The sequence below is a fragment of the Pseudomonas sp. GD03862 genome, assembly GCF_029840855.1.
Lineage (GTDB): Bacteria > Pseudomonadota > Gammaproteobacteria > Pseudomonadales > Pseudomonadaceae > Aquipseudomonas > Aquipseudomonas alloputida.
Window position 1 is genome coordinate 12,174 of the sequence record NZ_JAOCDI010000037.1, and the last position, 26,130, is coordinate 38,303.

Annotated in this window: 19 protein-coding genes, 4 tRNA genes and 1 pseudogene; 14 read left to right on the forward strand and 10 right to left on the reverse strand. The window is 62.5% G+C overall.

Annotated features, from left to right (window positions below; genetic code table 11):
- Positions 1–97: 97 nt before the first annotated feature.
- Positions 98–1,018 carry a recombination-associated protein RdgC gene (rdgC, locus tag N5D53_RS20910; protein ID WP_003252510.1) on the reverse strand — a complete coding sequence of 307 codons (921 nt, stop codon included), beginning with the start codon at positions 1,016–1,018 and terminating at the stop codon, positions 98–100.
- 216 nt (positions 1,019–1,234) lie between these two features.
- Between rdgC and N5D53_RS20915 the strand changes: the two genes are divergently transcribed.
- The 4 genes from N5D53_RS20915 (at position 1,235) to N5D53_RS20930 (ending at position 1,736) form a co-directional block, all read left to right on the forward strand.
- Positions 1,235–1,310, forward strand: a tRNA-Val gene (locus N5D53_RS20915).
- A gap of 13 nt (positions 1,311–1,323) precedes the next feature.
- Positions 1,324–1,400: transfer RNA gene (locus N5D53_RS20920), tRNA-Asp, on the forward strand.
- 170 nt (positions 1,401–1,570) lie between these two features.
- Positions 1,571–1,646: transfer RNA gene (locus N5D53_RS20925), tRNA-Val, on the forward strand.
- A gap of 13 nt (positions 1,647–1,659) precedes the next feature.
- Positions 1,660–1,736, forward strand: a tRNA-Asp gene (locus N5D53_RS20930).
- Positions 1,737–1,897: 161 nt separating this feature from the next.
- Here N5D53_RS20930 and N5D53_RS20935 read toward each other — a convergent pair.
- Positions 1,898–2,101 (reverse strand): annotated as a pseudogene (locus N5D53_RS20935) (type I methionyl aminopeptidase); the annotation flags it as partial.
- Positions 2,102–2,419: 318 nt separating this feature from the next.
- Here N5D53_RS20935 and N5D53_RS20940 point away from each other — a divergent pair.
- From N5D53_RS20940 to nirD, 3 genes are all read left to right on the forward strand, one after another.
- Positions 2,420–6,445 (forward strand): bifunctional nitrate reductase/sulfite reductase flavoprotein subunit alpha, encoded by a 4,026-nt coding sequence (locus tag N5D53_RS20940; RefSeq protein ID WP_279840734.1) that lies wholly within the window; start codon positions 2,420–2,422, stop codon positions 6,443–6,445.
- A 271-nt stretch (positions 6,446–6,716) separates the two neighbouring features.
- Entirely contained in the window at positions 6,717–9,269 is a 2,553-nt protein-coding gene (gene nirB, locus N5D53_RS20945; protein WP_121162070.1) for a nitrite reductase large subunit NirB, read from the forward strand.
- Positions 9,269–9,631 (forward strand): nitrite reductase small subunit NirD, encoded by a 363-nt coding sequence (nirD, locus tag N5D53_RS20950; RefSeq protein WP_104962392.1) that lies wholly within the window; start codon positions 9,269–9,271, stop codon positions 9,629–9,631. Before nirB ends, nirD begins: the two co-directional genes overlap by 1 nt.
- 130 nt (positions 9,632–9,761) lie before the next feature.
- On the opposite strand, the gene N5D53_RS20955 is transcribed toward nirD, so the two are convergent.
- The 4 genes from N5D53_RS20955 to N5D53_RS20970 form a co-directional block, all read right to left on the reverse strand.
- Complete coding sequence (locus N5D53_RS20955) at positions 9,762–10,712, reverse strand: 2-hydroxyacid dehydrogenase (protein ID WP_279840735.1); 951 nt, start codon at positions 10,710–10,712, stop codon at positions 9,762–9,764.
- Between the two features lie 24 nt (positions 10,713–10,736).
- Positions 10,737–11,495: an SDR family oxidoreductase gene (locus N5D53_RS20960; protein ID WP_129933456.1), complete on the reverse strand. Its 759-nt coding sequence runs from the start codon at positions 11,493–11,495 to the stop codon at positions 10,737–10,739.
- Between the two features lie 18 nt (positions 11,496–11,513).
- The gene (locus N5D53_RS20965; protein WP_104962391.1) at positions 11,514–12,224 is read right to left on the reverse strand and encodes a fumarylacetoacetate hydrolase family protein; all 711 of its coding nucleotides are present in this window, start codon (positions 12,222–12,224) and stop codon (positions 11,514–11,516) included.
- 220 nt (positions 12,225–12,444) lie between these two features.
- Positions 12,445–13,785, reverse strand: coding sequence for an MFS transporter (locus tag N5D53_RS20970; RefSeq protein ID WP_104962390.1), 1,341 nt, complete (start codon positions 13,783–13,785; stop codon positions 12,445–12,447).
- Between the two features lie 294 nt (positions 13,786–14,079).
- Between N5D53_RS20970 and N5D53_RS20975 the strand changes: the two genes are divergently transcribed.
- Positions 14,080–15,009, forward strand: coding sequence for an AraC family transcriptional regulator (locus N5D53_RS20975; RefSeq protein ID WP_104962389.1), 930 nt, complete (start codon positions 14,080–14,082; stop codon positions 15,007–15,009).
- A 606-nt stretch (positions 15,010–15,615) separates the two neighbouring features.
- Here N5D53_RS20975 and N5D53_RS20980 read toward each other — a convergent pair.
- Complete coding sequence (locus N5D53_RS20980; protein ID WP_256597867.1) at positions 15,616–16,944, reverse strand: hypothetical protein; 1,329 nt, start codon at positions 16,942–16,944, stop codon at positions 15,616–15,618.
- 154 nt (positions 16,945–17,098) lie between these two features.
- Here N5D53_RS20980 and pcaQ point away from each other — a divergent pair, with 154 nt between their 5' ends.
- The 5 genes from pcaQ to N5D53_RS21005 all read left to right on the forward strand — a co-directional run bounded on the left by pcaQ (position 17,099) and on the right by N5D53_RS21005 (position 20,581).
- On the forward strand, positions 17,099–18,031 hold the full coding sequence (gene pcaQ, locus N5D53_RS20985; RefSeq protein WP_010952764.1) for a pca operon transcription factor PcaQ: 933 nt from the start codon (positions 17,099–17,101) through the stop codon (positions 18,029–18,031).
- A 253-nt stretch (positions 18,032–18,284) separates the two neighbouring features.
- The gene (locus N5D53_RS20990; RefSeq protein WP_003252534.1) at positions 18,285–19,037 is read left to right on the forward strand and encodes an FKBP-type peptidyl-prolyl cis-trans isomerase; all 753 of its coding nucleotides are present in this window, start codon (positions 18,285–18,287) and stop codon (positions 19,035–19,037) included.
- A 288-nt stretch (positions 19,038–19,325) separates the two neighbouring features.
- Positions 19,326–19,763: a DUF1232 domain-containing protein gene (locus tag N5D53_RS20995; RefSeq protein ID WP_010952766.1), complete on the forward strand. Its 438-nt coding sequence runs from the start codon at positions 19,326–19,328 to the stop codon at positions 19,761–19,763.
- Positions 19,764–19,877: 114 nt separating this feature from the next.
- On the forward strand, positions 19,878–20,216 hold the full coding sequence (locus N5D53_RS21000; RefSeq protein WP_104962387.1) for a helix-turn-helix domain-containing protein: 339 nt from the start codon (positions 19,878–19,880) through the stop codon (positions 20,214–20,216).
- Positions 20,213–20,581 carry a hypothetical protein gene (locus N5D53_RS21005; protein ID WP_003252539.1) on the forward strand — a complete coding sequence of 123 codons (369 nt, stop codon included), beginning with the start codon at positions 20,213–20,215 and terminating at the stop codon, positions 20,579–20,581. The genes N5D53_RS21000 and N5D53_RS21005 overlap by 4 nt, the downstream gene beginning before the upstream one ends.
- A gap of 426 nt (positions 20,582–21,007) precedes the next feature.
- On the opposite strand, the gene N5D53_RS21010 is transcribed toward N5D53_RS21005, so the two are convergent.
- Together N5D53_RS21010 and N5D53_RS21015 are read right to left on the reverse strand one after the other, a co-directional pair.
- The gene (locus N5D53_RS21010) at positions 21,008–22,045 is read right to left on the reverse strand and encodes an EAL domain-containing protein (RefSeq protein ID WP_104962386.1); all 1,038 of its coding nucleotides are present in this window, start codon (positions 22,043–22,045) and stop codon (positions 21,008–21,010) included.
- 117 nt (positions 22,046–22,162) lie between these two features.
- On the reverse strand, positions 22,163–24,244 hold the full coding sequence (locus tag N5D53_RS21015; RefSeq protein ID WP_162497229.1) for a carboxy terminal-processing peptidase: 2,082 nt from the start codon (positions 24,242–24,244) through the stop codon (positions 22,163–22,165).
- Between the two features lie 139 nt (positions 24,245–24,383).
- Here N5D53_RS21015 and N5D53_RS21020 point away from each other — a divergent pair, with 139 nt between their 5' ends.
- Positions 24,384–25,346, forward strand: coding sequence for an NAD(P)H-quinone oxidoreductase (locus N5D53_RS21020; protein WP_190870051.1), 963 nt, complete (start codon positions 24,384–24,386; stop codon positions 25,344–25,346).
- Positions 25,347–25,465: 119 nt separating this feature from the next.
- On the opposite strand, the gene N5D53_RS21025 is transcribed toward N5D53_RS21020, so the two are convergent.
- Positions 25,466–26,119 (reverse strand): HAD family hydrolase, encoded by a 654-nt coding sequence (locus N5D53_RS21025; RefSeq protein WP_003252546.1) that lies wholly within the window; start codon positions 26,117–26,119, stop codon positions 25,466–25,468.
- Between the last annotated feature and the right edge of the window lie 11 nt (positions 26,120–26,130).

Genomic DNA, 26,130 nt, shown 5'->3' on the forward strand with positions numbered 1-26,130 from the left:
TTGGTGATTGGGCGCAGGCCGTCGTAGGCGCGGGTTGACCCGCGAAGAGGCCGGTGCTGGCAGAAACGCTTCAAGCCAGCACCGCAACTCATACCCGTCAGACCCCTTGCGGGATCTCTTCCCCGCCCAGCGCCTCGAACAGCACCGGCAGGAATTCGGCAAAGGTCATCATCATCAGCTGGAAGCTGGCATCGAACTGCTGCGCAGCCTCATCGCCACCATCCTGCTCGGCCTGCTCCTGCAGCAGCTCTTCGAACTTCAGGCGCTTGATGACCATCTTGTCGTCGAGGATGAACGACAGCTTGTCTTGCCAGGCCAGGGCCAGCTGGGTCACCACTTTGCCGGTGCTCAGGTGCAGCTGGATCTCTTCGCCGGTCAGGTCCTGGCGCTTGCAGCGCACGATACCGCCATCTTCGGCGGTGTCGCGCAGCTCGCACTCGTCCAGCACATAGAAGCCTTCGGCGGCTTGCTGCGACTTGACCCAGTCGGTCATGGTGGCCACTGGCGCAATCTTCACCGTGGCCGGGCGCACGGGCAGCGAGCCCATCACTTCACGCAGGGTCGACAGCAGGTCTTCGGCGCGCTTGGCGCTGGCCGAGTTGACCAGGATCACGCCCAGGCGCGGGGCAATGGCAGCGAAGATCATCGAGCGGCGGATGAACGCACGCGGCAGGAACGCCTGGATGATTTCGTCCTTGATCTGGTCGCGTTCCTTTTTATAGACCTTGCGCATTTGCTCGGTCTCGATCTCTTCGACCTTTTCCTTGACCGCGTCGTTGACCACGCTGCTCGGCAGGATGCGTTCTTCCTTGCGCGCGGCAATCAGCAGGTACTCGCCGCTGACATGCACCAGGGGAGCGTCTTCGCCTTTGCCGAACGGCGCGACGAAACCATAAGTGGTCAGCTCCTGGCTGGCGCAGGGGCGGGCCGGCTTGCTGGCCAGGGCGGCTTCCAGCGCTTCAGGCTCGAACGGAACTTCCTGGGTCAGGCGGTAGGTCAGCAGGTTCTTGAACCACATGAGGGGCAATCTCTCCTTAATGCATAAGGCGGGCATTATTCTCCGAGCGGTGAATTGAGGCCAGCCCTGTCAGAGGGCCAGCAGTGACTTATGCACGAAAGAATCGCCCGACAACGCTAGGTCTTTGAAAGGCCTGAGGTTTTTTTTGCAAAAAGTTTAAAAAGTGCTTGCCAGGGTGCGGGGCGCTCCGTAGAATGCGCGCCACACCGAGACGAAGGGTGATTAGCTCAGCCGGGAGAGCATCTGCCTTACAAGCAGAGGGTCGGCGGTTCGATCCCGTCATCACCCACCACTCGATGTATAGCGCAGCGGTAGTTCAGTCGGTTAGAATACCGGCCTGTCACGCCGGGGGTCGCGGGTTCGAGTCCCGTCCGCTGCGCCATATTCCACTTCCAGGGCCCACTGAACACCCGGAAGTAACAAAGAAAGCGACCTTAGGGTCGCTTTTTTTGTGCCTGATTTTTGGTGTTTGACCGAAGTGTGAAAAAACTTCGATAAGTGCTTGCCAGAGCGCCAAGTCGCCCGTAGAATGCGCGCCACACCGAGAGACATGGGTGATTAGCTCAGCCGGGAGAGCATCTGCCTTACAAGCAGAGGGTCGGCGGTTCGATCCCGTCATCACCCACCACTCGATGTATAGCGCAGCGGTAGTTCAGTCGGTTAGAATACCGGCCTGTCACGCCGGGGGTCGCGGGTTCGAGTCCCGTCCGCTGCGCCATATTCCACTTCCAGGGCCCACTGAACACCCGGAAGTAAAAAAGAAAGCGACCTTAGGGTCGCTTTTTTTATTTCTGCATCATGCGATCGTCTCCGCCCCTCTGCAACAAGGGGCTAGCTGCGCCACTCTTATTCCCGCAGCGTCAGCACCTCAAACCCGTCCTCGGTCACCGGCCGTGCCTTGAGCGTATCGACGATGAACGCTTCGGCGCGGTCGTTGATCTGCATCGTGGTCACATCGGGGCGGATGAAGCTGTCGATTTTGGCAAACACCTGGGTCAGCAACTGGCCGGTGCGGCGCATCAGGTCGAGTTGGGCGGGGGGCTTGAGGATCACCTGGGACATGGGGGGAGGGCAGTTGCTCATGCTGGAAATTGCCCCAGCAAAGCGCCTGGGAGCGTGAGGTTGCCACCGCATGGTGCGTAACCTGTGCAGGCCTCTTCGCGGGCACGCCCGCTCCCACAGGTACTGCGCCGCCCTCAGGCCTTGCGATATCCCTGTGGGAGCGGGCATGCCCGCGAAAGGGCCGGTATAGCTGGCCCATAAATTGCTGATCTACCCTCATCCCGGGCTGTCAACGTCGACAGCCCTCACCACTTCACGACAAAGGCGCCGTGTTGCCCCGCTTGCATCAGCATGCCGGGGCAGCCGGCGCCTTTTTGCGTTTTCCACAGGAGCCCGCCCATGGCCAACAGCGAAGTACGCAGCGTCTGCCCCTACTGCGGCGTGGGCTGCGGCATCGTCATGAGCGTTGCCGATGGCAAGGTCGGCAAGATCAGCGGCGACAAGCTGCACCCGAGCAACTTTGGCCGCCTATGCACCAAAGGCCTCACCGCACACCAGCCACTGAGTGCCAGCGGGCGCATGGCCGACGCCTACCTGCGCCAGCAACGCAGCCAGCCGCCAGTGCGCACCAGCATGGACCAGGCCATCGCTGCCACCGCCGAGCGTCTGCGCGGCATCATCGACCAGCACGGCCCGGATGCCGTGGCGCTGTACGTGTCCGGGCAAATGTCGCTGGAGGCCCAGTACCTGGCCAACAAGTTGGCCAAGGGCTTTATCCGTACGCGCCATATCGAGTCCAACTCGCGCCTGTGCATGGCCAGCGCCAGCAGTGGCTACAAGCTGTCGCTTGGCGCCGATGGCCCACCTGGCAGTTACCAGGACTTCGAGCACGCCGACGTATTTCTGGTGATCGGCGCCAACATGGCCGACTGCCACCCGATCCTGTTCCTGCGCCTGCTTGATCGGGTCAAGGCCGGTGCGAAGCTGATCGTCGTCGACCCGCGGCGCAGCGCAACCGCCGATAAGGCCGACCTGTTTCTGCAGGTGCGCCCCGGCAGTGACATGGCCTTGCTCAACGGCCTTTTGCACCTGCTGCATCGCAACGGCCACACCAACCCCGATTTCATCGCCCGCCACACCGAAGGCTGGGACGAAATGCCGGCCTTCCTCGACGACTATACCCCCGAGCGCGTCGCCGCCATCACCGGGCTGGCCGAGGCCGATATCATCAAGGCCGCCGAATGGATCGGCAGCGCCAACAACTGGATGAGCTGCTGGACCATGGGCTTGAACCAGAGCATTCACGGCACCTGGCACAGCAACGCCATCTGTAACCTGCACTTGGCCACGGGTGCCATCTGCCGCCCCGGTAGCGGCCCGTTCTCGCTGACCGGCCAACCCAATGCCATGGGCGGCCGCGACATGGGCTACATGGGCCCCGGCTTGCCAGGCCAGCGCTCAGCGTTGGTGGAAGATGACCGCGCGTTCGTCGAACGGCAGTGGCAACTGCCACCCGGCAGCCTGCGCAGCGAGGGCGGCGAGGGTACGGTGGCGCTGTTCGGGCAGATGAAAGCCGGTGAAGTGAAAGCCTGCTGGGTCATCTGCAGCAACCCGGTGGCCAGTGTCGCCAACCGCCAGCAAGTGATCGACGGCCTGCGCAAGGCCGAACTGGTCATTACCCAGGACGCCTTCCTCGACACCGAAACCAACCGCTACGCCGACATCCTGCTGCCGGCCGCGTTGTGGGCCGAAGGCGAGGGTGTGATGATCAACAGCGAGCGCAACCTGACCCTGATGCCACGCGCTGTCGAGCCCCCCGGGCAAAGTCTGCCGGACTGGCAGATCATTGCCCGCGTAGCGTGCGCCATGGGCTATGCCGACGCCTTCGACTACCCCAATGCCGAAGCGGTGTATGAGGAAATACGCCGCTTCCACAACCCTGTCACCGGTTATGACCTGCGCGGTATCGGCTATGCCGAATTGCGTACGCAGCCGCGCCAGTGGCCCTGTGCACCGGGCAGCGAACAGCATCGTAGCCCGCTGCGCTACCTCAACGACGGCAGCAGCCAGGCGCTACTGCTCGATGCCCGGGGTAGGCGGCCGGCACTGGCCTTCCCCACCGTCAGCGGCAAGGCGCGCTTCTTTGCCCGGCCCTGGTTGCCGGCAGCGGAAGTGCCGGACGATGACTACCCCATGGTGCTGAATACCGGTCGCGTGCAGCACCAATGGCACACGTTGACCAAGACCGGCAAGGTGCCGGCGCTGAACAAACTGGAGCCCGGCCCCTACCTCGAGATTCACCCAGAGGATGCCGCCCGGCTGGGTGTCGCTGAAAAGGACCAGGTGGCCGTTCGCTCGCGCCGGGGGCACGCCGTGTTGCCGGCGCGCATCAGTGACCGGGTCATGCCGGGCAACTGCTTTGCGCCGTTTCACTGGAACGACCTGATCGGCGAGCAATTGGCGATCAATGCCGCGACCTGCGATGCGGTCGACCCGCTGTCGCTGCAGCCTGCTTTCAAACACTGCGCCGTAGCCCTGGAGCGGGTCGCAGGCGAGCGCATCGACGCCCTTGATCTGAACACTGCCACTGTAGAGCCTGTCCGCATGCCGACCGCCACCCTGTCCCGTCTGCTTGGCCTGCACACCCTGCCGGTTCCGGTGCTGGCCGAAGAAGAGCGTCATTACCTGCAAGGTTTCCTGCTGGGCCTGGACCAGGCCCGCGCCGAGGGCATACCCCGCCTGCCGGCCAGTGCGCCGCTGGCTGCCAGCCGTCGCTTGTTTGTCGACGGTTTGCTGGCCGGGCTGTTCGCCCAGCCTGCAACTGCGCCCATCGCGGCACAGGCCGCGCCATGGCATCAGGTGCTGTGGGCCTCGCAGACCGGCAATGGTGAGCAATTGGCCGAACGCTGTGCCGCGCGCCTGCGCGGTGCCGGTCTGAACGTGCAACTCAGCTGCCTGGAGGCGGTCAGCCCAAGCCAGCTGCAGGGTGCTGCCAGTGTGGTGTTGATCGCCAGCACCTTTGGCGATGGCGACGCGCCCGACAGCGGCGCGGCCTTCTGGCAGGCCTTGCAGGGCGAGGAGGGCGCTCACTGCGCCGGGCTGCCCTATGCCGTACTGGCCCTGGGCGACTCCAGTTACGACCAGTTCTGCGGTTTTGGCCGCAAGCTCGACCAGCGCCTGGCCGAGCTGGGAGGGCATCGCCTGCTGGCGCGGGTGGACTGCGAGCCCGACTTCGACGAAGCCTTTGCTGGCTGGCTCGAAGCGTTATTGCCTGCACTGGGCACTGCCACAGCGCCGCCTCCGGCGAGTGAACCTGCACCCGTATCGGCGTTCAGCAAGCAGCAACCCTGGATGGCCACCGTAGTGGAAAACCGCCTGCTCAATGGCCCCGGCGCCAGCAAGGAAACCCGCCAGCTGGTCTTCGACCTGGGCGGCAGCGGCTTCAGTTACGCTGCCGGCGATGCCCTGGGCGTATGGCCGCGCAACTGCCCGGCCCTGGTAGAAGAGCTGCTGACCCTGATGCAGCTCGATGGCCAGGCGATGGTCGAGCTTAAAGGTCATTGCGCCATGCCATTGGCCGAAGCCCTGCAAACACACCTGGAAATTGCCAAGGTCACTGCGCAACAACTGCAGGCATTTGCCAGCAATGCGCCTGACCTGCAGCGCTTGCTGCACCCTGAATGCAAGGCCGAGCTGCAAGATTGGCTGTGGGGCCGGCAGTTGGTCGATGTGCTGCGCGCCTTCCCCCAGCAGTTGCCGCTGGCCAGCTGGCTGGAATTGCTCAAGCCATTGCAGCCGCGGCTCTATTCGATCAGCTCCAGCCCGCTGGCGCACCCAGGCCAGGTGCATCTGACGGTATCGACGGTGCGTTATGGCGAACGTAAAGGCGTGTGCTCAAGCTTTCTTGCCGACCGTGCGCAGGTGCAGAAAGTGGCGATCTTCCCGCAGGTGTCGAAGCACTTTCGCTTGCCCGAGGACGACAGCGTGCCGGTGATCATGGTGGGCCCTGGTACCGGCATTGCACCGTTTCGTGCGTTCCTCGAGGAGCGAGAGGCACGGGGGGCAAAAGGCGACAACTGGCTGTTCTTCGGCGAGCAGTACGCAGCGACCGATTTCTACTACCAGGAGCAGTTGCAGGCCTGGCAGGCGGCGGGGCACCTGCGGCTGGACACGGCGTTCTCGCGGGACCAGGTCGAGAAGATCTATGTGCAGCAGCGCATGCTCGAGCAGGGTGCGCAGCTGTGGCAATGGCTGGAGGCGGGGGCGTATTTCTATGTGTGTGGCGATGCGCAGCGCATGGCCAGGGATGTGGATGCGGCGTTGCGGGTGATCGTCGCCGAGCATGGCCGGATGGATGCGGCTGCGGCTGCGGCTTATGTCGAAGGCTTGAGCAAGGCCCGGCGTTATCGGCGCGATGTGTACTGAAGTGCTCCAAGATGGGGTGTTGTGCACCTTGAATGTGCATTGGCTGGGCGGGCCCAGCGCAAGTGTAGGAGCGGGTTTACCCGCGAAGAGGCCGACACAGGCAACCCACGCAACCCACGCAACCCAATTGGCACGCTCCCTGCTTAACCTCGGATACAACAAAGCCCACTGATCAACGGCGATCAACCCGGGCCCCCTACCGTGATGAATACAGGCAAAGGCGCCTGGAGCTTCGGCTCCAGGCGCTTTTTTTTTGATCGAGGATCGGCTTATGAAGGCAACAGCGAGCAGCGGGCAACGAGAGCGACTGGTCATCGTCGGCAACGGCATGGTCGGCCACCATTGCGTCGAACAACTGGTCAGTCGCGGCGCCCTGCAGCGCTTCGAGGTGCGGGTATTCGGCGAAGAGCGCCAACGCGCGTATGACCGCGTGCACCTGTCCGAATACTTCGGCGGCAGCTGTGCCGAAACCCTGGCCCTGTGTGAGCACGATTTCTACGACGCCAATGGCGTGCACCTGCACCTGGGTGAGGCCGTGCTGGAGATCGACCGCGAGCGCCGCGAAGTCGTCACTGCCGCAGGTCGCTATGGCTACGACCAGCTGGTGCTGGCCACCGGCTCCTATCCCTTCGTGCCGCCGATCGAAGGCTCCAACGGCAATGCCCGCCTGGTCTACCGCACCCTGGACGACCTCGATGGCATTCGTGCTGCCGCAGCCGGTGCCCGCCGAGGGGTGGTGGTCGGCGGTGGCCTGCTTGGTCTGGAAGCTGCCAACGCCCTCAAGTCGCTGGGGCTGGAAGCCCACGTGGTGGAATTCGCCCCACGGCTGATGCCGGTACAGCTGGACGGCGAGGGCGGTGCCGCGTTGAAGGCGCAGATCGAAGCGCTGGGTGTGGGGGTGCACCTGTCGCGCGCCACCCAGTCGGTCAGTGCTGGTGAAACCTACCGCTACCGCATGAACTTCGACGGTGGTGAGCACCTGGAAACCGATCTGATCGTGTTCTCCGCCGGTATCCGCCCACAGGATGCACTGGGCCGGGGTTGCGGCCTGGACATCGCCGCGCGCGGTGGCGTGGTCATCGACAACCACTGCCGCAGCAGCGACCCACGCATCTTCGCCATCGGCGAGTGCGCCTCGTGGAACGGCAGCGTGTTCGGCCTGGTCGCCCCTGGCTACAGCATGGCGCGCAACCTGGCCGGGCTACTGATGGGCGAGGCGGCAGTGGCGTTCACCGGCGCCGACATGTCGACCAAGCTCAAGCTGCTGGGTGTGGATGTCGGTTCGATCGGCGATGCCCACGGTGCCACGCCGGGCGCGCGCAGCTATCGCTTCATCGATGAAGCCAACAGCGCTTACCGCCGTTTGGTGGTGGATGCCAGCGGCAAGCACGTGCTCGGCGCGGTGCTGGTCGGCGACAACAGCTATTACGACACCCTGTTGCAGTACGCCCAGAACGGCATCGCCCTGCCGGCCGACCCGGCAGCGCTGATCTTGCCACAAGGCGGTGGTGCGCCGGCCTTGGGCGCCGATGCGCTGCCCGACAGCGCGACCATCTGCTCCTGCCACAACGTCAGCAAGGGGGCGGTGTGCGCCGCGATCGACAGTGGCTGTAGCGACTTGGCTGCGGTCAAGGGCTGCACCAAGGCCGCGACCGGCTGCGGCGGTTGCGCGGCCCTGCTCAAGCAAGTCTTCGAGCACGAGCTGACGGCCCGCGGCGTGGCGGTGGACAAGAGCCTGTGCGAGCACTTTGCCTACACCCGGCAGGAGTTGTACGGGTTGGTGCGGGTGGAGGGTATCCGCACCTTCAGCGAACTGCTCGAACGCCATGGCAAGGGCCATCTGGGTTGTGACATCTGCAAGCCGGCGGTGGGCAACATTCTCGCCTCGTGCTGGAACCAGCCGATCATGGACCCGGCGCTGGTGCCGCTGCAGGACACCAACGACACCTTCATGGCCAACATGCAGAAAAACGGCACCTATTCGGTGGTGCCGCGCATTCCCGGTGGTGAAATAACCCCCGACAAACTCATCGTCATCGGCCAGGTGGCCAAGAAATACGACCTGTACACCAAGATCACCGGTGGCCAGCGCATCGACCTGTTCGGCGCCCAGTTGCACGAGCTGCCTCTGATCTGGGGCGAACTGATCGAGGCCGGTTTCGAAACCGGCCACGCCTACGGCAAGTCGACCCGCACGGTAAAGTCGTGCGTGGGCAGCACCTGGTGCCGTTACGGCGTGCAGGACAGTGTCGCCATGGCCCTGCGCCTGGAAGATCGCTACAAGGGCCTGCGCAGCCCCCACAAGCTCAAGTTCGCGGTATCGGGATGCACCCGTGAATGCGCCGAGGCGCAGAGCAAGGACATCGGCGTTATCGCCACCGACAAGGGCTGGAACCTGTACGTGTGCGGCAACGGCGGCATGCGCCCGCGGCATGCCGAGCTGTTCGCCACTGACCTGGACGACGAAACCCTGGTACGCCTGATCGACCGCGTGCTGATGTTCTATATCCGCACGGCCGACAAGCTGCAGCGCACCTCGGTGTGGCGTGAAAACCTGGAAGGCGGGCTGGACTACCTGAAGCAGGTGATCATCGACGACAGCCTGGGCCTGGCCAGCGAGCTGGAAGCGCAGATGCAGCATGTGGTCGACCAATATGAATGCGAATGGGCCAATGCCCTCAACGATCCGGAGAAGCTCAAGCGCTTCCGTACCTTCGTCAACGACCGACGCGCCGACCCGGACGTGCACTTCGTGCGCGAACGCGAACAACGCCGGCCCGCTGCACCGCTGCACCTGATCCCAACTGTCGAGGAGGCTGTCTGATGAACCTGGCCAATGTTGCTGTGAACACGCAAGAAAACTGGCAGACGGTGTGCCAGGCGCAAGACCTAGTGGCCGATTCCGGGGTCGTGGTTTGGTTCGATGGGGCCCAGGTGGCGTTGTTCTATCTGCCGGGGCAGGCGCAGCCGTTATACGCGGTGGACAACCGTGACCCGCGCTCCGGTGCCAATATCATCGGCCGTGGGCTGGTGGGCAGTGTGCAGGGCAAGCTGGTGGTGGCGGCGCCGTTGTACAAGCAGCATTTCAGCCTGCTGAGTGGGGAGTGCCTGGAGGATGCCGGGCAGAGGTTGCGGGTGTGGCCGGTGCGGTTGAAGGGGGAGGCGGTGGAGCTGGCGGTGGCCTGATACCCCTTTGCTGCCTGTGCCGGCCTCTTCGCGGGCAAGCCCGCTCCTACGGAATCTGCACCGCCTTCAAATACGGCGCTGTTGGACCTGTGGGAGCGGGCTTGCCCGCGAAGAGGCCAGCACAAGCCGACTAGATAACCAACCCCTGCGGCGTGCGCCCGGCAAACACATCCACCAGGCTGGCCACCACCATCTCGCCCATGCGCGTGCGTGTCTGTACCGTGGCACTGGCGCGATGCGGTTGCAGCACCACATCTTCACGCTCGAACAACGCCTCGGGCGCTCGCGGTTCATCGGCAAACACATCCAGCGCCGCGCCAGCGATCTCGCCGGCCTGCAGCGCGGCGATCAACGCAGGCTCATCTACCAGCTTGCCGCGTGCGATGTTGATCAGGTACCCCTCGCTGCCCAACGCCTGAAGCACGTCGCGATTGATCAGCGCCTCGCCCTTGTCAGCCGCCGCCGCGAGGATCAGCGCATCGCTGTCCTTGGCCAACTGCAGCAGATCTGCCTCGAACCCGTAGGGCACATCCAGCGCCTGTAGATCGGTGTAGCGGATCGGGCAACCGAAAGCTGCCGCCCGCTGCGCTACTGCCCGACCGACCCGGCCCATGCCGACGATGCCCACGCGCATGCCCGACACCTGCCGGGCCAGTGGCAGCGGTGCCAGCGGCGTGGTGCTGGTGGCCCAACGGCCGGCGCGAACGAAGCGGTCACCGGTGCAGATCCCCCGGCACAAGCCGATCAGCAGGCCGATGGCAAGATCGGCGACGTCCTCGGTGAGCGCACCGATGGTCGCCGTCACCTGGATGCCGCGATCGCGGGCATAGGCCAGGTCTACCGCGTCGGTGCCGACGCCATTGACGGCGATCACTTCGAGGTTGGGCAGGCGCGCCATCAGCGCCTGGCTGATGCCGGTGTGGCCGCCGGTGATCACACCGCGAATATTGCCAGCATGCTGGCTGACGTAGGCCTCCTTGTCGGCCTGTTCGTAGTAGCGGTGTACGGTGAACAGCTGTTCCAGGCGCTCACGGATCTGCGGGATCAGGATAGGGCTCAGTTGCAGGACTTCTGGTTTCATCGGTTACTCCATCATAAACAGGGATCAGCCACGGCCAACGAATGGCATGTTGCTGGCCATCACGGTCATGTTCAGTACGTTGGCGTCGAGCGGCAGCGCAGCGATGTAGCGCACCGCATCGGCCACATGGCGCACGTCGAGCATCGGCTCGGCGGCGATCTCGCCATTGGCCTGGCGCACCCCCCGGGTCATGCGCTCGGACAACTCGGTCAGGGCGTTGCCGATGTCCACCTGGCTGCACACGATGTTGTAAGGCCGACCATCCAGCGCCAGCGCCTTGGTCAGGCCCAGTACCGCATGCTTGCTGGCGGTGTAAGGTGCGGTGAACGGGCGTGGGGTGTGCGCCGAGATCGAGCCGTTGTTGATGATCCGCCCGCCTTGCGGCTGCTGGCGGCGCATCAGGCCGAAGGCGGCGCGGGCGCACAGGAATACACCATCGACGTTGGTGGCGATGACGTTGCGCCAGTTCTCCAACGGCAGCTCGTCGACGGGGACAGCGGGGGCGTTGATGCCGGCATTGTTGAACATCACGTCGAGGCGGCCATGCACCTCCTCGATGGTGGCGAACAATTGCGCAACGCTTTGCTCATCGCGCACGTCAGTGGGAACGGCCAAGGCCTCACCGCCCGCTGCTAGCGCTTGCTCGACGACGGCTTGTAGCGGTTCGGCGCGGCGCCCGGCGAGGACCAGGCTGAAGTTGTCCTCGAGCAGGGCGAGGGCGACGGCACGGCCGATGCCACTGCCAGCACCGGTGACCAGCGCGACTTTCTTGTTTTGGCTCATCGATAGGCTCCAGCAGGTTCAGGCGGCGTTGGCGGCATGCCCGGCAGGGCGAGGACCGACGTGCAGGTGCAATTCGCCGATACCATCGATGCCGGCGTGAAGGGTGTCGCCCGGGTTCAGCGGTGCCACGCCGGGCGGGCTGCCGGTCATGATCAGGTCGCCCGGGCGCAGTGGCAGTTGGCGAGACAGCCTGCTGATCACTTCGGCCAATGCCCAGGTCTGCTGGCTGAGGTGTGCACGTTGGCGCTCCTGGCCATTGACCTGCAGCCATAGCGACGTATCCAGCGGCCAGTCGCATTCGCTGGCGGGAACGATGGCGGTCATCGGTGCCGAAGCCTCGAACACCTTGGCGCCTTCCCACGGCAGGCCCTCGGCCTTGGCCTTGCGCTGGTGATCGCGACGGGTCATGTCCAGACCGGCGGCAAAGCCGAACACGTGCTCCAGGGCATGCTCGTGGGCGATGTTGACGCCGCCTTTGGCGATGGCCGCGACCAGCTCGATTTCATGGCAGAACTCGTCGGTCTGCGGCGGGAAGGGCAGTTCGCCCAGTGCCTCGACCACGTTGCTTGCCGGTTTCATGAAAAACACAGGCTCCTGCGGCGCCGCGCCGTAGGATTCCGGCCACGGGTAGTTGCGGCCGAGGCAGAACACCCGGCCGACCGGGAAGCGCGCATCGCTGCCACGGATCGGCAGGCTGACGATGGCCGGCGGGTTGAACAGGTAGGTCATGGTTAGATCCTCCGTACTGGAGTGGACAGCGTATCCAGCGGCTGGCCGGCAAAGTTGGACGAAAGCGGGGTTGGGTTGGACTATCCAAGGCACCTGTACCGGCCCTTTCGCGGCTAAAGCCGCTCCTACAGGGATAGCGTCAAACCCAGGGCCAATACCGTCCCCCCGTAGGAGCGGCTTTAGCCGCGAAGAGGCCGGTACCGTCAATACACGCCTTGGCTCAGCCCGCAGTCTTCAGCTCGATGCGATACAGCTTCCCAAGCAGCAGCGAGTAAGACAGCGTGCCCATCAACGCCACACCACCGATGAACCAGAACGCCATGGCGAACGAGCCACTGGCGTGCACGATCGCGCCGATCACGATCGGGGTGACAATGCCTCCAATGTTCGCGGCCAGGCTGGTGACGCCGCCGGTCAGACCGATCAGTTCCTTGGGTGCCACTTCCGATACCGCCGCCCACGACGACGAGGCGATGCCCTGGGCGAAGAACGCCAGGGTCAGCACGGCGATGCACAGCACATTGGAGTCGGTGAAGTTCACCAGCACGATCGACATGCCCAGCATCGAGCCCACCACCAGTGGCAGCTTGCGGGCGAACGACAGCGAGTAGCCCTTGCGGATTAGAAGGTCAGAGACGATGCCCGCCAGGAGGATGCCGACCGTGGCACCAATGAACGGCATGACCGCGAAGATGCCGACCTTGATCAACGTCAGCTGACGCTCTTCGATCAGGTAGGTGGGGAACCAGGTGAGGAAGAAGTACAGCGCCGAAGTGCTGGCGAACTTGCCCAGGCAGATCGCCCAGATCTGGCGATAGCGGAACAGTTCGGCAACCTGGCGCCAGTCGAAGCGCGTACGTTCCTGGCTGCTTTTCACCAGGCCGCCGCCGTGCTCGATATAGGCCAGTTCTTCCTTGCTGACCTTCTTGCAGTTGAGCGGGTCGCGATACAGGAACAGCCACACTGCACCGAACAGGATGCCGACCAGACCGGTGCTGTAGAACACGTGGCGCCAGTCATAGGTGGTCGCCAGCCACAGGAGCGCGCCGGTGAACAGCGCGGTGCCCAGGTACTGGCCACATACGTAGATGCTGCTGGCCATGCCGCGCTCGCGAGCGGGGAACCATACCGTAACCGCACGGCTGTTGGCCGGGAAGGCCGGGGCCTCCATGGCGCCGACCGCCAGGCGCAGGCCGAACAGCGAGGCGAAGCCACTGGCCAGGCCCTGGGCCACGGTGACCGCCGACCAGCTGATCAGCGACACGCCATAGGTCAGGCGTGAGCCGAAGCGGTCGGCAATGAAGCCAGCCGGTACCAGGGCCAACGCGTAGGTCCAGGCGAAAGCGGAGAAAATCAGGCCCATCTCGACCTTGTCCAGGCCCAGGTCTTTGGCCATGAACGGCGCTGCGATGGAAATGTTCACCCGGTCGACGTAGTTGATGATGGTCGCCACCAGCAGCAGCGACAGCATGAACCAGCGGCGGCGGGTAGGCAGGCGCTGGGCGGGGGCCGCGTCCAGCGTGTACGACGACGCGGCGCGGGGGGTAGGCGTGCTCGACATGAGTCGACCTCGTTTGTTGTTGTTGGTAGAGGTTGGGCTGCAGTCCCTTTTCTAAGGTGGTCGTACAACGAGGTGAATGCAACGGGGTATTTAGACCGTTTTTTTCATTGGAGGCGGGGCAGTGCTGTGCTGTCCAAGAAATTTCTCAGCCGGGGTTTCGCCTGAAAAATTGGCTGAATAGCGCATTTTCAGAGGGCTGCGTGGATTTGCGGTTGCGCAGGTTTTTGCATAAGGGGTTAAATGCAGAGTTTGGACGTCGTACAACTTAAAGCGCCTGTATCCCGGAGATTGCCCATGCCCCCCAAGCGCGAGGTTCCGACCTATGTCATGCAGCAGCGCAGCGAGCTGATGGATTTCTACATCCGCGACCAGCGCGGGCGTCCCGCCGAGACCGCGCCGCATCGTCATGAGTACTTCCAGATCCAGGTCAATCTCGGCGGCGACACGGTGCAACACATCGGCAGCGTGCAACGCCCATTCAGACGCAACACCCTGGCCTTCATCCTGCCGCACCGGGTGCATGTGATCCCGCATCCGGAGGACAGCGACTTCGTGGTGATCAATTTCTCCCAGACGTTCCTGCTGCCGCACCTGGCCTGCGACCCGATGGACCTGGAGGAAGTGTCGATCCTGCAGGCGCCGGAGCTGTCGCCGTTCCGCTTTCAGGAGCATCTCGACTTCCACCTGAGTGACCCGGACTTTGCCGAGGTACGGCAAACCCTCGAGCGCATGCGTGCGCTGGATGCCAACCGCCGTTTCGGCACCCGCGAAATCCTCAAAGGCCTGTTGCTGCAGCTGATCGGCCAGGTCTGTGGCCTGTATGCCGAGCCGCTGCGCGAACTGGCCGACAGCAACGCGGCCCAGCTCAGCCGCCGCGCCGCGCTGGGCCGCATGAGCGACTACCTGCGCCGGCATATCGACGACCCCGATCTGAACCTGCAGAAAGTCGCCGCCGCCACTTACCTGTCGCCGACCTACCTGACCCACTGGCTGCGCAAGGAAATCGGCAAGACCTTCAGCGAGCTGGTGCTGGAGCGGCGCATGCACGCCGCACGCAACTACCTGCTCAACGGCAGCCGCCCAGTGGGCGAGGTGGCGCGGCTTTGTGGCTTTGCGGACGAAGCCTACTTCTCTCGACGTTTCCGCCAGATCCACGGCCTGCCACCTGGCCAGTTCCGCCGCCAGCAACGCGACCCGGATACGCCGCAGGCGGCAATGCTTTAAGCCTGCCCGCTTCTGCCGTGGCGTACTACTGGTCCGGTTTCAGAGAGAGGGCGAGCATGCAGGGGGGGCGGTAGCCCTGCTGTACGTCTTGCCCGCTCACCAGCATGCGCTGGTTGTCGGTATCGATTGCCATCGAGTCGGTGTGGGTGACGAAACCAAATTCCCCCGAAAACGCTCCAAACTGACCGTAGCCATAAGGGGGGCAAAGCGAGTGTCCAGTTGGCTGCTTGAGTGGTAGCGCACCGCCATGTTGAAGGCATAGAAACCACCGTAACCGATCAGGCCACCCTCGGCATTCTTGATTCGGACCATGGTATTGAGCTCCACTCACAATAATCGCTGAACACCTATTGAGCGATGCTTCGCCAGGATCGGCTACTGGCAGAAGTGACAGGTGCGTCAACGATCTGGACATGCAGGGCAGCCTGGCCAGGGCGTCCGATATCCTGTCGAGCACTTAAGTCTTGATACTCGTTGATACTGCGTTGAAAACAGCCTCGGAATGTTGATTTACAGTCCGTACCGTCCGCTTCCTCGGCTGTTTTCGCCTTGCCTGAACTTCGCCTCAAGACTTTTATGCAGTCTCTGGTGAAGTGCCAGTTTGTCTCATTTTTGTTGCTTCAATGAGACAGCAATGACACAAGGGGTGGAGCCCGTCTGTTCTTCCCGCCCCGCTACGAGTAGACGTTGGCTTTCTGACATTACCGTCGCGGAAAAGCTGTAACTATAAAATCCTGGATCCCACCCGATTGCCGTAAAAACACCGTAACCATTCGGCGGCACGAATGTAGTATCGAGTTGGCCGTCCAGACGGTAACGCACCGCCATGCTGCGATTGAAAAATGAACCATAACCTACCAGTTTTCCATCGGCCTCTGTCATATAGTCCCAGCCACCCTGAATGGGGAATAATACGACACGACCCTCGTTGAATTCTTTAGCAGGTTTTCCTGTGTAGTCTAGCCGATAGATCATGGGAGTACTGGTCCCTTCGGACCACAACTGGCCGTGGACGGTGATGCGCTGACTGGCGTTATTTAGCGTGAAACCATAAAAGATAATGCCAGGCTTTGACCAATAGACCCCGTTGTCAGCGAAGCGCTGGTCAAGCTCTCCGGACAATGTCAGTGCTGCGATTCCGTCTACGCTCCCCGAATCGGTGAAATAGCGCGTGGAGATGATGATGCGCACCTTCTCACCAACCTCCAGCATCTTAGGCACCCCAATGACATATCGGAGGTCCGGAATAAGATCTTGCATCTTGAGGATACCTAGCTTACCAAAGCTCTTGCGTGGGACACCTTCATGGGTGAGCACGAAAAGGATTGGAGCGTCTTCAAGGGAACCTGAGAAGATATAGTCGTTCTTGTAAGTGGTGAATCGGTAGAGCGTGATATCTTTAAAATTGAAAAAATTATTTAGGATGATGTAGCCGTTGTTGCTGCCGAAATCAGTATCTGGCTTTCCGTTTGGCTTAAGCTTCCACAGGTGGGTGAAGCCTTGGGTTCGATCAATCATAGTGAGCAGGATGTGACCCTCCGCATCCTCGGCCATATGAGAGAAACTATGATAATCAAAAACTGTGCTCAGGTCAGTCAGATAGACAAGACCTGTTTTGTTGAAAGACGTATCCAGCTCGCCATCTTTCAAGGTGCGCGCAATGAAAGGTTTCGTGCCGTTGTGGACGCCTCTCAAGTACGTTCGCTCGGGATAGTAGTTGCTTGCCAGGATTTGCGAAACCGCGTTTCTAGGATCCGCGGTAGGCTCGCCGATGTGAAGGTGCCCTTTGTCGGCATAGGTTACGTCAATGGGCGCCTTGAGTTCCTGACTCTCGCCTTGGTAATCACGGGGGGTGTGTTGAGTCTGGGCAAAAAAAACCATATTTGGATGCATGATATGACCTGTCACTTGGGGAAGTGGTTTTTGCGATCTCATTTAATGCGATCCGGATGGTTGCGGGTACTGGCAAAAATGATAGGCGTTGGTGGTCGATGGATAACGATCCGGTCCTGGAGTTTGGGCTGCAACGGGGAGCACGGGGCGGCAGACCTGGATACGCCGCAGGTAGCGATGCGGTAAGCTTGCTGCCATGAACCTCGACACCCGCATCAAATACCGCCACTTGCTGTGCTTCCTGGAGATTGCCCGGCAGGGCAGCCTGGCCAGGGCGGCCGATATCCTGTCGATCAGCCAGCCGGCGATTTCCAAGACCCTCAAGGAGCTTGAGGACCTGCTCGAGGCGCGCCTGTTCGAGCGCAGCCGCCAGGGTGTCGAGCTGACCCCGGCCGGCACCCGCTTCATGCGTTACGCCGGGCCCAGCGTGCAGGCGCTGCGCGATGGCGTCAGCAGCCTGCGCGGTGAAGCGCGGGCGCCGTCGCAGGTGCGCATTGGCGTGCTGTCCACGGTCGAAGGCCTGCTCATGCCCGAGGTACTGTGCCGCCTCCACCAGCGCCATGAAGCGCTGGTGATCAGCGTGGTCACCGGGGTCAGCGCGCAGTTGCTTGGCCAACTTCACCTGGGGGAGCTGGAACTGGTGGTCGGGCGCATGACCGACAGCCCACAGATCCAGGGCCTGTCGTTCGAGCACCTGTACAGCGAGTCGATGAGCCTGGTGGTGCGCCCGGGTCACCCGCTGCTGGCCAGCACGCCCGTGGAGCGGGGGCAGGTGGGGCGCTACCCGCTGGTGCTGCCACCGGCCGGCACCACCATCCGCCAGCATGCCGACAGCCTGTTCGTGCAATGCGGCATCCAGATGCCGGCCCAGCGCCTGGAAACCCTGTCGCTGGCCCTGAGCCGGCGCTACCTGCTGGGCAGCGATGGCCTGTGGGTGGCGCCGCGTGATGCCGTGCTGCTCGACCTGCGCCGTGGCGAACTGGTCGAGCTTGACCTGGGTGTGCGTGAGCCGGGAGGGTCGGTGGGGATTTGCCGCAATGCCGCCTTGCCGTTGAGTTTGCCTGGGCAGTGGGTGGGTGAGGTGCTGCGGGAGGTGGCAGGGGAATATCGAGAGGGTCGGTATCCCTGAGGTTCCGGGGGGCTGCCTGGCCTGATGTTTCCCTCCTCAGAACCCGCAGAAATAAAAGGCCACAAAAAATCGGCAAACCAGGCACAAAGGGTCAATACTGGCCAATGGCTGTAAAGCTTCGATGAAGAAGCTTTTAACGACTGAACTTCCTTACGAAAACCCGCTCCTATGCCGGTAGCCATTGGTCATGGCCGCCTGATAAGCTCGCGGCTTTACCCTGATTGCCCTCATGGCGCATGAACAAGGAAATAGCATGAAACAGCATCGTTTGGCGGCTGCGGTTGCCCTGGTAGGCCTGGTACTGGCTGGCTGCGATCAACAAGCCAGCAGCCCCGAGCTGAAGACTCCGGCGCAGAAAGCCTCCTACGGTATCGGCCTGAACATGGGCAAGAGCCTGGCTCAGGAAGGCATGGAAGACCTTGATTCGAAAGCAGTCGCCCTCGGCATCGAAGACGCCGTTAGCAAGAAAGAACAACGCATCAAGGACGAAGAGCTGGTAGAAGCTTTCACCGCGTTGCAGAAACGCGCCGAGGAGCGCCTGGCCAAGGCCAGCGAAGAAGCCGCCTCCGCCGGCAAGAAATTCCTCGAAGAAAACGCCAAGAAGCCAGGCGTGGTCACCACGGCCTCGGGCCTGCAGTACGAAGTGGTCAAGAAGGCCGACGGCCCGCAGCCCAAACCGACTGACGTGGTCACTGTCCACTACGAAGGCAAGCTGATCGATGGCAAGGTATTCGACAGCTCCGTCGAGCGTGGCAGCCCGATCGACCTGCCTGTCAGCGGTGTGATCCCAGGTTGGGTCGAAGGTTTGCAGCTGATGCACGTCGGCGAGAAGTACAAGTTGTTCATCCCGGCTGAACTGGCCTATGGCGCACAAAGCCCAAGCCCGCTGATCCCGGCCAACTCGGTACTGGTGTTCGACCTGGAACTGATCGCCATCAAGGACCCGGCCCAGTTGCAAGGCGCCGAGCCGCAGGCCGAAGCCCCTGAAGAAGCACCTGCCCAGTAACATTGGCTGGTTGTTGAAAACGCCCCACATTGATGGGGCGTTTTCGTTTGTGCCGATTGGACGAACCTGCAACAGCTGATACTGTCCGAGGAAATGCAGCGTGAAGAAGTAGGATGTTTCTGACGCAAATCGTTTGCGGCGCAGGTAGTCATGGCGTGAAACGACTGTGTAAAAAACGCCCGATCTGACCGGGCCCCTTGCCTGGCAGGCACCTGGGGTCGGAAACGTCGCCCTGTTCACAAGGTTATCCACAATAAATGTGGATAACCTTTTCCTCTCGGAGGCTCCATGAGCGCACCCTGGAATTTCGCCCGTTTCCTGCCATTGGCCGAGCGCCTGCTCAGCCGCGGTCGTTTGCCGGCCTTGTTGTTCGCGGTGGCGCGCAAAGGCCCGCGCCTCGGCCAACTGCGTGAAGATGTGAAGCTGCTGCAGTCGCTGTGCCTGGCCTGGTGGAGGGGGGAGTACCGCGCCATCAGCCCCAAGGCACTGGTCACTGTCGTGGCGGGCCTGCTGTATTTCGTCAGCCCCATCGATGCCATCCCGGACTGGTTGCTGGGGGTGGGTTTCCTCGATGACATCGCGGTGCTGGGCTGGGTGCTGAAAACCGTGGCCGACGAGTTGGCGCGCTTCAAGGCCTGGCGCGATAGCCAGGCACCCGAACGGCTACGCGTGGTCGAGCGCCTGCCGGCTACCCCGGAAGCGCTGCGGCTGGAGCGCAACAAGTAATGAAACCGGCCTGAATCTCACCTCAACTGCACAGACCTCGGAGTTGGTAATATAATTGGCATAAGGGTTATGCCTACGGATTACATGCTGTAATCCTTTTTAAAGGGGTTTGTAATGGGTATTCAGGTCATCAGCCGGGACGGTCAACCCGAGTACGCTGTCGTTCCCTGGGAGCAATACCAGGCGTTGCTCAGCGCTGCAGGGCAGGCACCAGCCGAGGCGGTTTCCAGTGAGGCGCAGGGCGTTACTGCCAGCGCGCCCCTGCCAGCCTTCAGCGAAGTCGCCCAGATTCGCCAGGCCAAGGGCATTGCCCCGGAGCAGCTGGCGCGCAATGTCGGGGTGAGCCCGGCGTATCTGGCCATGATCGAATCGGGTGAACGCCAGCCAGATGCTGCCATCCGCCGCGCCCTGGCATGGCATCTGGGGGTGGCTGGCTGGAGCGAGCCATCATGAGCCAGGTCAGGATCAGCCGTCAGCACTGGGATAACCTGCTGGGCGAGCTTGACCTGGCCCGTCGTCAACGTCACTTGCTGACATACCGAGCGCTGATCGAGCGCTTGCAGCTCCCCAGCCCGGCCATGCAGACGCTGACTGCCGCGCTGGAATACCTGGCGGTGCTGGATGCCCGTGCCGAGCAGCCATTGCGCAGTTCGCTGGTGATCAGCCAAGGCGCCAGCCGTTTGCCGCGTACTGGCTTCTTTGAGTGCGTCGAGCGCCTGGGGCGGTTTACCGGGCCGGTCGATGGCATGGAGGCCGCCTCGTGGCATGCCTCTGAGGTGGTTCGGGTGTTCGAGTACAGCTATCCCGAAACGGCCTGAAGCGTTGCCCGTTCCAGCCTGTTCGCTACAGGTGGTGACCCTGAGCGAGAGGGCAGGGCCTGCTGGCCAATTTCCACCCGTCGGTCACCGTTGCCGCTGCTACCGTATTCGCGGGTAAACCCGCTCCTACACGCCTGATCGAGGGTGGACACATGTCTGTGGTTGGGCACAGGCCGCCGTGTAGGAGCGGGGGTGGACACAGGTCGGTGGTTGGGCACAGGCCGCCGTGTAGGAGCGGGTTCACCCGCGAAAGGGCCGGGCCTGCTGGCCAATTACCACCCGCCATTCACCGTTGCCGCCGCTACCGTATTCGCGGGTAAACCCGCTCCTACACGCCTGATCGAGGGTGGACACATGTCTGTGGTTGGGCACAGGCCGCCGTGTAGGAGCGGGTTTACCCGCGAAAGGGCCGGGCCTGCTGGCCATTTACCACCCGCCGTTCACCGTTGTCGCCGCTACTGTATTCGCGGGTAAACCCGCTCCTACGCCGGATCGGTGGTTGGGCACAGGCCCCCGTAGGAGCGGGTTCACCCGCGAATAGGCCGGCACAGGCAGCGCATCCCTGTGAATCAACCCGCACCCCCTGCCATCGGCATCCACCACTTCCAATGCCTCCAGGTGCTGGTATCGGCCAAACAGCTCCAGCAGCTGCCCGATCGTGGCATTCAAGTGCACTGTCGGTTGTTCAGCCAGTGGCACCTGCGTCAGTGCTGGTAAAAGCCCGCTGTCGCGCACCCCCATCTCCTGTGGCCGCCCTAGCAAATAGCCCTGCACCAGGTCCACGCCCATCTCCACCAGCACCGCCAGCTCTTCCGCCAGCTCGATGCCCTCGGCAATCACCTGTGCCTTCGATGCCCGGGCGATCTGCAAGATAGAGCCTACAAACTCGCGCTTGAGCGGGTCACGGTGGATGCCATCAATGAAGTGCCGGTCGATCTTCACGTACTCGGGGCGCAGCTCCGACCACAGGCGCAGGCTGGAATAGCCCGCGCCCAGGTCGTCGATGGCAATCGAGAAGCCCATGTCGCGATAGTGGTGCACGGCATTGGACAGCAGCTGGAAGTCGTCGGTGGGCGTGTGCTCGGTCAACTCGATCACCACCCGGCTGGGCGGCAGGCCAACCTGTTCGAGCAGTTTCAGGGTCAGGCCGGAGGGGTAGTGCGGCTCCAGCAGCGATTCAGGTGAGATGTTGAGAAACAGTTTGCCCTGCAGTTGCTGCTCGCTGAAGCGTCGGCAGGCGCTTTCTCGGCAAGCGGCCTCCAGCTCGGTCAGGCGGCCGGCCTGGCGGGCGATGGTAAACAGGTTGAGCGGTGCATGCAGCGGGCTGTTGGACGGGCCACGGCTCAGCGCCTCATGGCCGAACACCCTATGTTCACTCAGGCACATGATTGGCTGGAACAGACTGTGAATACTGCGCTGAGCCAGGATGGCACTCAAGGCACTGAGCTGTTCGGCAACGGTCATGATGGATTCCTGAAAAGTAAGGGCCGGGCATCTGCATGCCCGGCCCTCATATTTCACGACAGCACGATGACTGTTTGATGACAGGTCACATTATTCTGCCATCATTGCTGAGGTGCCTTACTTCTTGGCCACCTTGGTGCTGGCACTGAGGTAGTCGATCAGGATGCGACCGGTTTCCGCGAGGTAAGCATCGTCTTCCGGCTTGGTATTTTCATCCTCGACCGGCAGAGCGTCTTCGTCCTCTTTCTTCAGCTCTTTCAGCGGTTCTTCACCCTTGGCCTTGCGGCGGGTGTTTTCCAGCGCCAGTTGCTTGCTCTCGATGCTGTCGTGGCGTGCGCGGCGTTCCTGCTCGTTGAGGCTGACGGTTTTCTCGTTCATCAGCTTCTGGGTGAGGGCCAGGCGGTCGCGGATGTAGGTGAACTCGGCATCCTTGTCGCTGCGCGCCTCATGTTGCGCCTTGAGCTGGGCCAGGAACGGCCTGAACGGATCGGCCGCAGGCTTGACCACCGGGCGGATGGTGTCCCACGGCATGGCCTCTGGCAGGGCGCTCTCGCCGATTTCCTTGGTGTCGATGATCGATGGGTAGTCGATGTCCGGCAGCACCCCCTGATGTTGCGTACTCTGCCCGGAAACCCGGTAGAACTTGGCCAGGGTCAGCTTCAGCTCGCCATGGTTGAGCGGCTGGATGGTCTGCACGGTGCCTTTGCCGAAGGTCTGGCCACCGATGATCAGCGCGCGGTGGTAGTCCTGCATGGCACCGGCGAAGATCTCCGATGCCGAGGCCGACAGGCGGTTGACCAGCAGTGCCAGCGGGCCCTTGTAGAAGGCCCCCGGGTTTTCGTCTTCCAGCACGTCGACGCGGCCATCGCTGTTGCGCACCAGCACGGTCGGGCCTTTCTCGATGAACAGGCTGGTCAGCTCGGTGGCTTCCTGCAGCGAGCCGCCGCCGTTGTTGCGCAGGTCGATGACCACGCCGTCGACTTTCTCTTTCTGCAGTTCGGTGAGCAACTTCTTCACGTCACGCGTGGTGCTCTTGTACTCGGGGTCGCCAGCGCGGTAGGCCTTGAAGTCCAGGTAGAAGGCCGGGATCTCGATGATGCCCAGCTTGTAGTCACGCCCGTCCTGCTTGAGCTTGAGCACCGACTTCTTCGCCGCCTGTTCTTCAAGCTTCACCGCTTCACGGGTGATCGACACAATCTTGCTGGTCTGGTCGCTAGGCGCATTGCTGGCCGGGATGATTTCCAGGCGCACCACCGAGCCTTTCGGGCCACGGATCAGCTTGACCACTTCATCCAGGCGCCAGCCCACCACGTCGACCATTTCCTTGTTGCCCTGGGCCACGCCGATGATCTTGTCAGCCGGGGCCACCTGCTTGGTCTTGGCTGCCGGGCCTGCTGGCACCAGGCGCACGATCTTGACCTGGTCGTTGTCGCTTTGCAGCACTGCACCAATGCCTTCGAGCGACAGGCTCATGTTGATGTCGAAGTTTTCGGCGTTGTCCGGCGACAGGTAGTTGGTGTGTGGGTCGTAGGACTGGGCGAAGGTGTTGATGTAGGCCTGGAAGATGTCCTCGGCACGGGTCTGGTCCAGGCGCGTGAGCTGGTTCTTGTAGCGCTTGATCAGGGTTTCCTGGATCTGCTTGGGTTCCTTGCCGGCGATCTTCTGGCGCAGCACTTCGTCTTTGACGCGTTTGCGCCACAAGTCGTCGAGCTCGGCCTGGTTCTTCATCCACGGCGCGTCCTTGCGGTCGATCAGCAAGGTTTCCCTGGTGGTGAAGTCAATCTTGTCCACACCCTTGTTCAGCTCGGCCAGGGCGAAGTCCAGGCGTTGCTTGACGCGGTCGAGGTAGCGCTTGTAGATGGTGAAGCCCGGGTCCAGGTTGCCGCTCTTAAGGAAATCGTCGAATTGCGTTTTCCATTTATCGAATTCGGCAATGTCGGCAGCGGTAAAGTAGCTGCGCGCCGGGTCCAGCAGCTTGATGTAGCTGTCGTAGATAATGACCGAACGGGCATCGTCCAGGGGCGGCTTGCTGTAGTGGTGGCGCTTGAGCAATTCCACCACGTTGAGGCTGGCGACGATCTCGTCGCGGTCGGGCTGCAGGCTGTCCCACTTGTTGGCGGCCGCCGCATTGCCGCCGAGCGTGAGGCTGCCCAGGCCGATCATCACAGCCAGTGCGGTGCTTGGAAGGAAATGCTTCATGCTGATTCGACGTGGAGGCAATTGATCACGCATAGTAGGCCGTCTTTTCCGTTGCCGGTTCCATGGAGCCGGGCAAATACTGCAAAAGGCCTGAGGTAAGCGACCTCAGGCCCAGTCATGATTCAACTATGGAGGCACTGTGAAGGCATTGCAAGGCGTTGACGGACATGTGGAGTGGGTCGAGGCCGAACGCCCGACCTGTGACGCGGGCCAAGTGCGCATTCGCGTGGCCGCTGCGGGGCTGAACCGCGCCGATCTGCTGCAGATGAAAGGTTTGTACCCGCCACCACCAGGTGCCAGCCCATACATGGGGCTGGAGTGTTCCGGGGTGGTTGAAGAGGTGGGGGCTGGTGCCGCCTGGCGCGTGGGTGACCGCGTTTGCGCCCTGCTGGCCAGCGGCGCCATGGCCGAGGAAGTGGTGGTCGATGCCCGTCACGTATTGCCGGTACCCGAAGGCCTTGGCCTGCATGAGGCGGCAGCGTTGCCGGAGGTGTATGCCACCGCTTGGCTGAACATCTTCCAGCTCGGGGCAGTGAAGGCTGGCGAGAAGGTGCTGGTGCACGCCGGCGCCAGTGGCGTTGGCTCGGCCGCCATCCAGCTGTGCAAGGCGTTCGGCAGCCCGGTATGGGTCAGCGTCGGTTCTCAGGACCGCCTGGCCTACTGCCAGGCGCTGGGCGCTGCGGGGGGTGTGGTACGTAACGAGAACCTGGACGAGCTGGAAGGTTTCGGCCCGTTCGATGTGATTCTCGACCCGGTGGGCGCCAGCTACGGTGAGCTGAACCTCAAGCTGTTGGCCCGTGACGGGCGCTGGGTGATCATCGGCCTGATGGGCGGACGCAAGTTCGAGCTGGACCTGGCCCAGGTGCTGGGCAAGCGTCTGGAAATTACCGGTTCCACCCTGCGCAACCGTGATGACGGCTACAAGGCCGAGTTGCTGCGCGAACTGCAGCAGCAAGTATGGCCGCTGTTCGCCGAGGGGCGGTTGTCGCCGCAGCTGGTCGATACCTACCCGGTGGAGTTTGCCCAGGCGGCGTATGCCGAGCTGGAGACCAACCAGGTGTCGGGCAAGCTGGTGATGGTGATCGACCCTAGCCTGGTGTAAGCAGGCCTGGCCCCTTCGCGGGTAAACCCGCTCCTACATCGGGATCGCCATAATTTGAACACTGTGCGATGTAGGAGCGGGTTTACCCGCGAAGGGGCCGGCACAGCCCATAAAAACCTTCAGCTCCAGCTCAGAATCGGCCACCCATTGATCTCGGCATGCTCGCGCAACACCGCGTCCGGGTTCACCACATGCGGGTGATCCACTCTCAACAACAACGGCAAGTCATTCCTCGAATCGGAATAGAAACTCGCGCCCTCCAGGTTTTCCTGCTCCTGATCCAGCCACTCCAGCAACCGGGTGATCTTGCCCTCACGATAGGTCAGCACCCCGTGGGTCTTGCCGGTGTACACCCCGTTCACTGCCTCCAGCTCGATGGCCAGGTACTCATCCACGCCCAGTCTCGCGGCAATCGGCCCGACCAAGTGCGTCCCCGAAGCGGAAATGATCAGGATGCGATCCCCACGCTTGCGGTGCTCGGCAATGCAGCGGCAGGCGTCACCGTAGATGATCGGCTCGATCACTTCTTCGACCCACGGTGCCACCAGGTGCTCGACTTCTTCCAGGGTACGCCCGGCAATCGGCTCCAGGCTGAAGGCCATGTAGTCCTCCATCTGCAGGTGGCCCCTGCCATAGGCTTCCATCAGTTCATGGTCGCGGCGCAGGAAATCCTTGCCGTCGACCCAGCCCAGCCGGGCCATCTGCTCGCTCCACAGTGATGCGCAGTCGCCGTGGATCAGGGTTTCGTCCAGATCGAAAATTGCCAGTGCCATTGTGTTGAGTC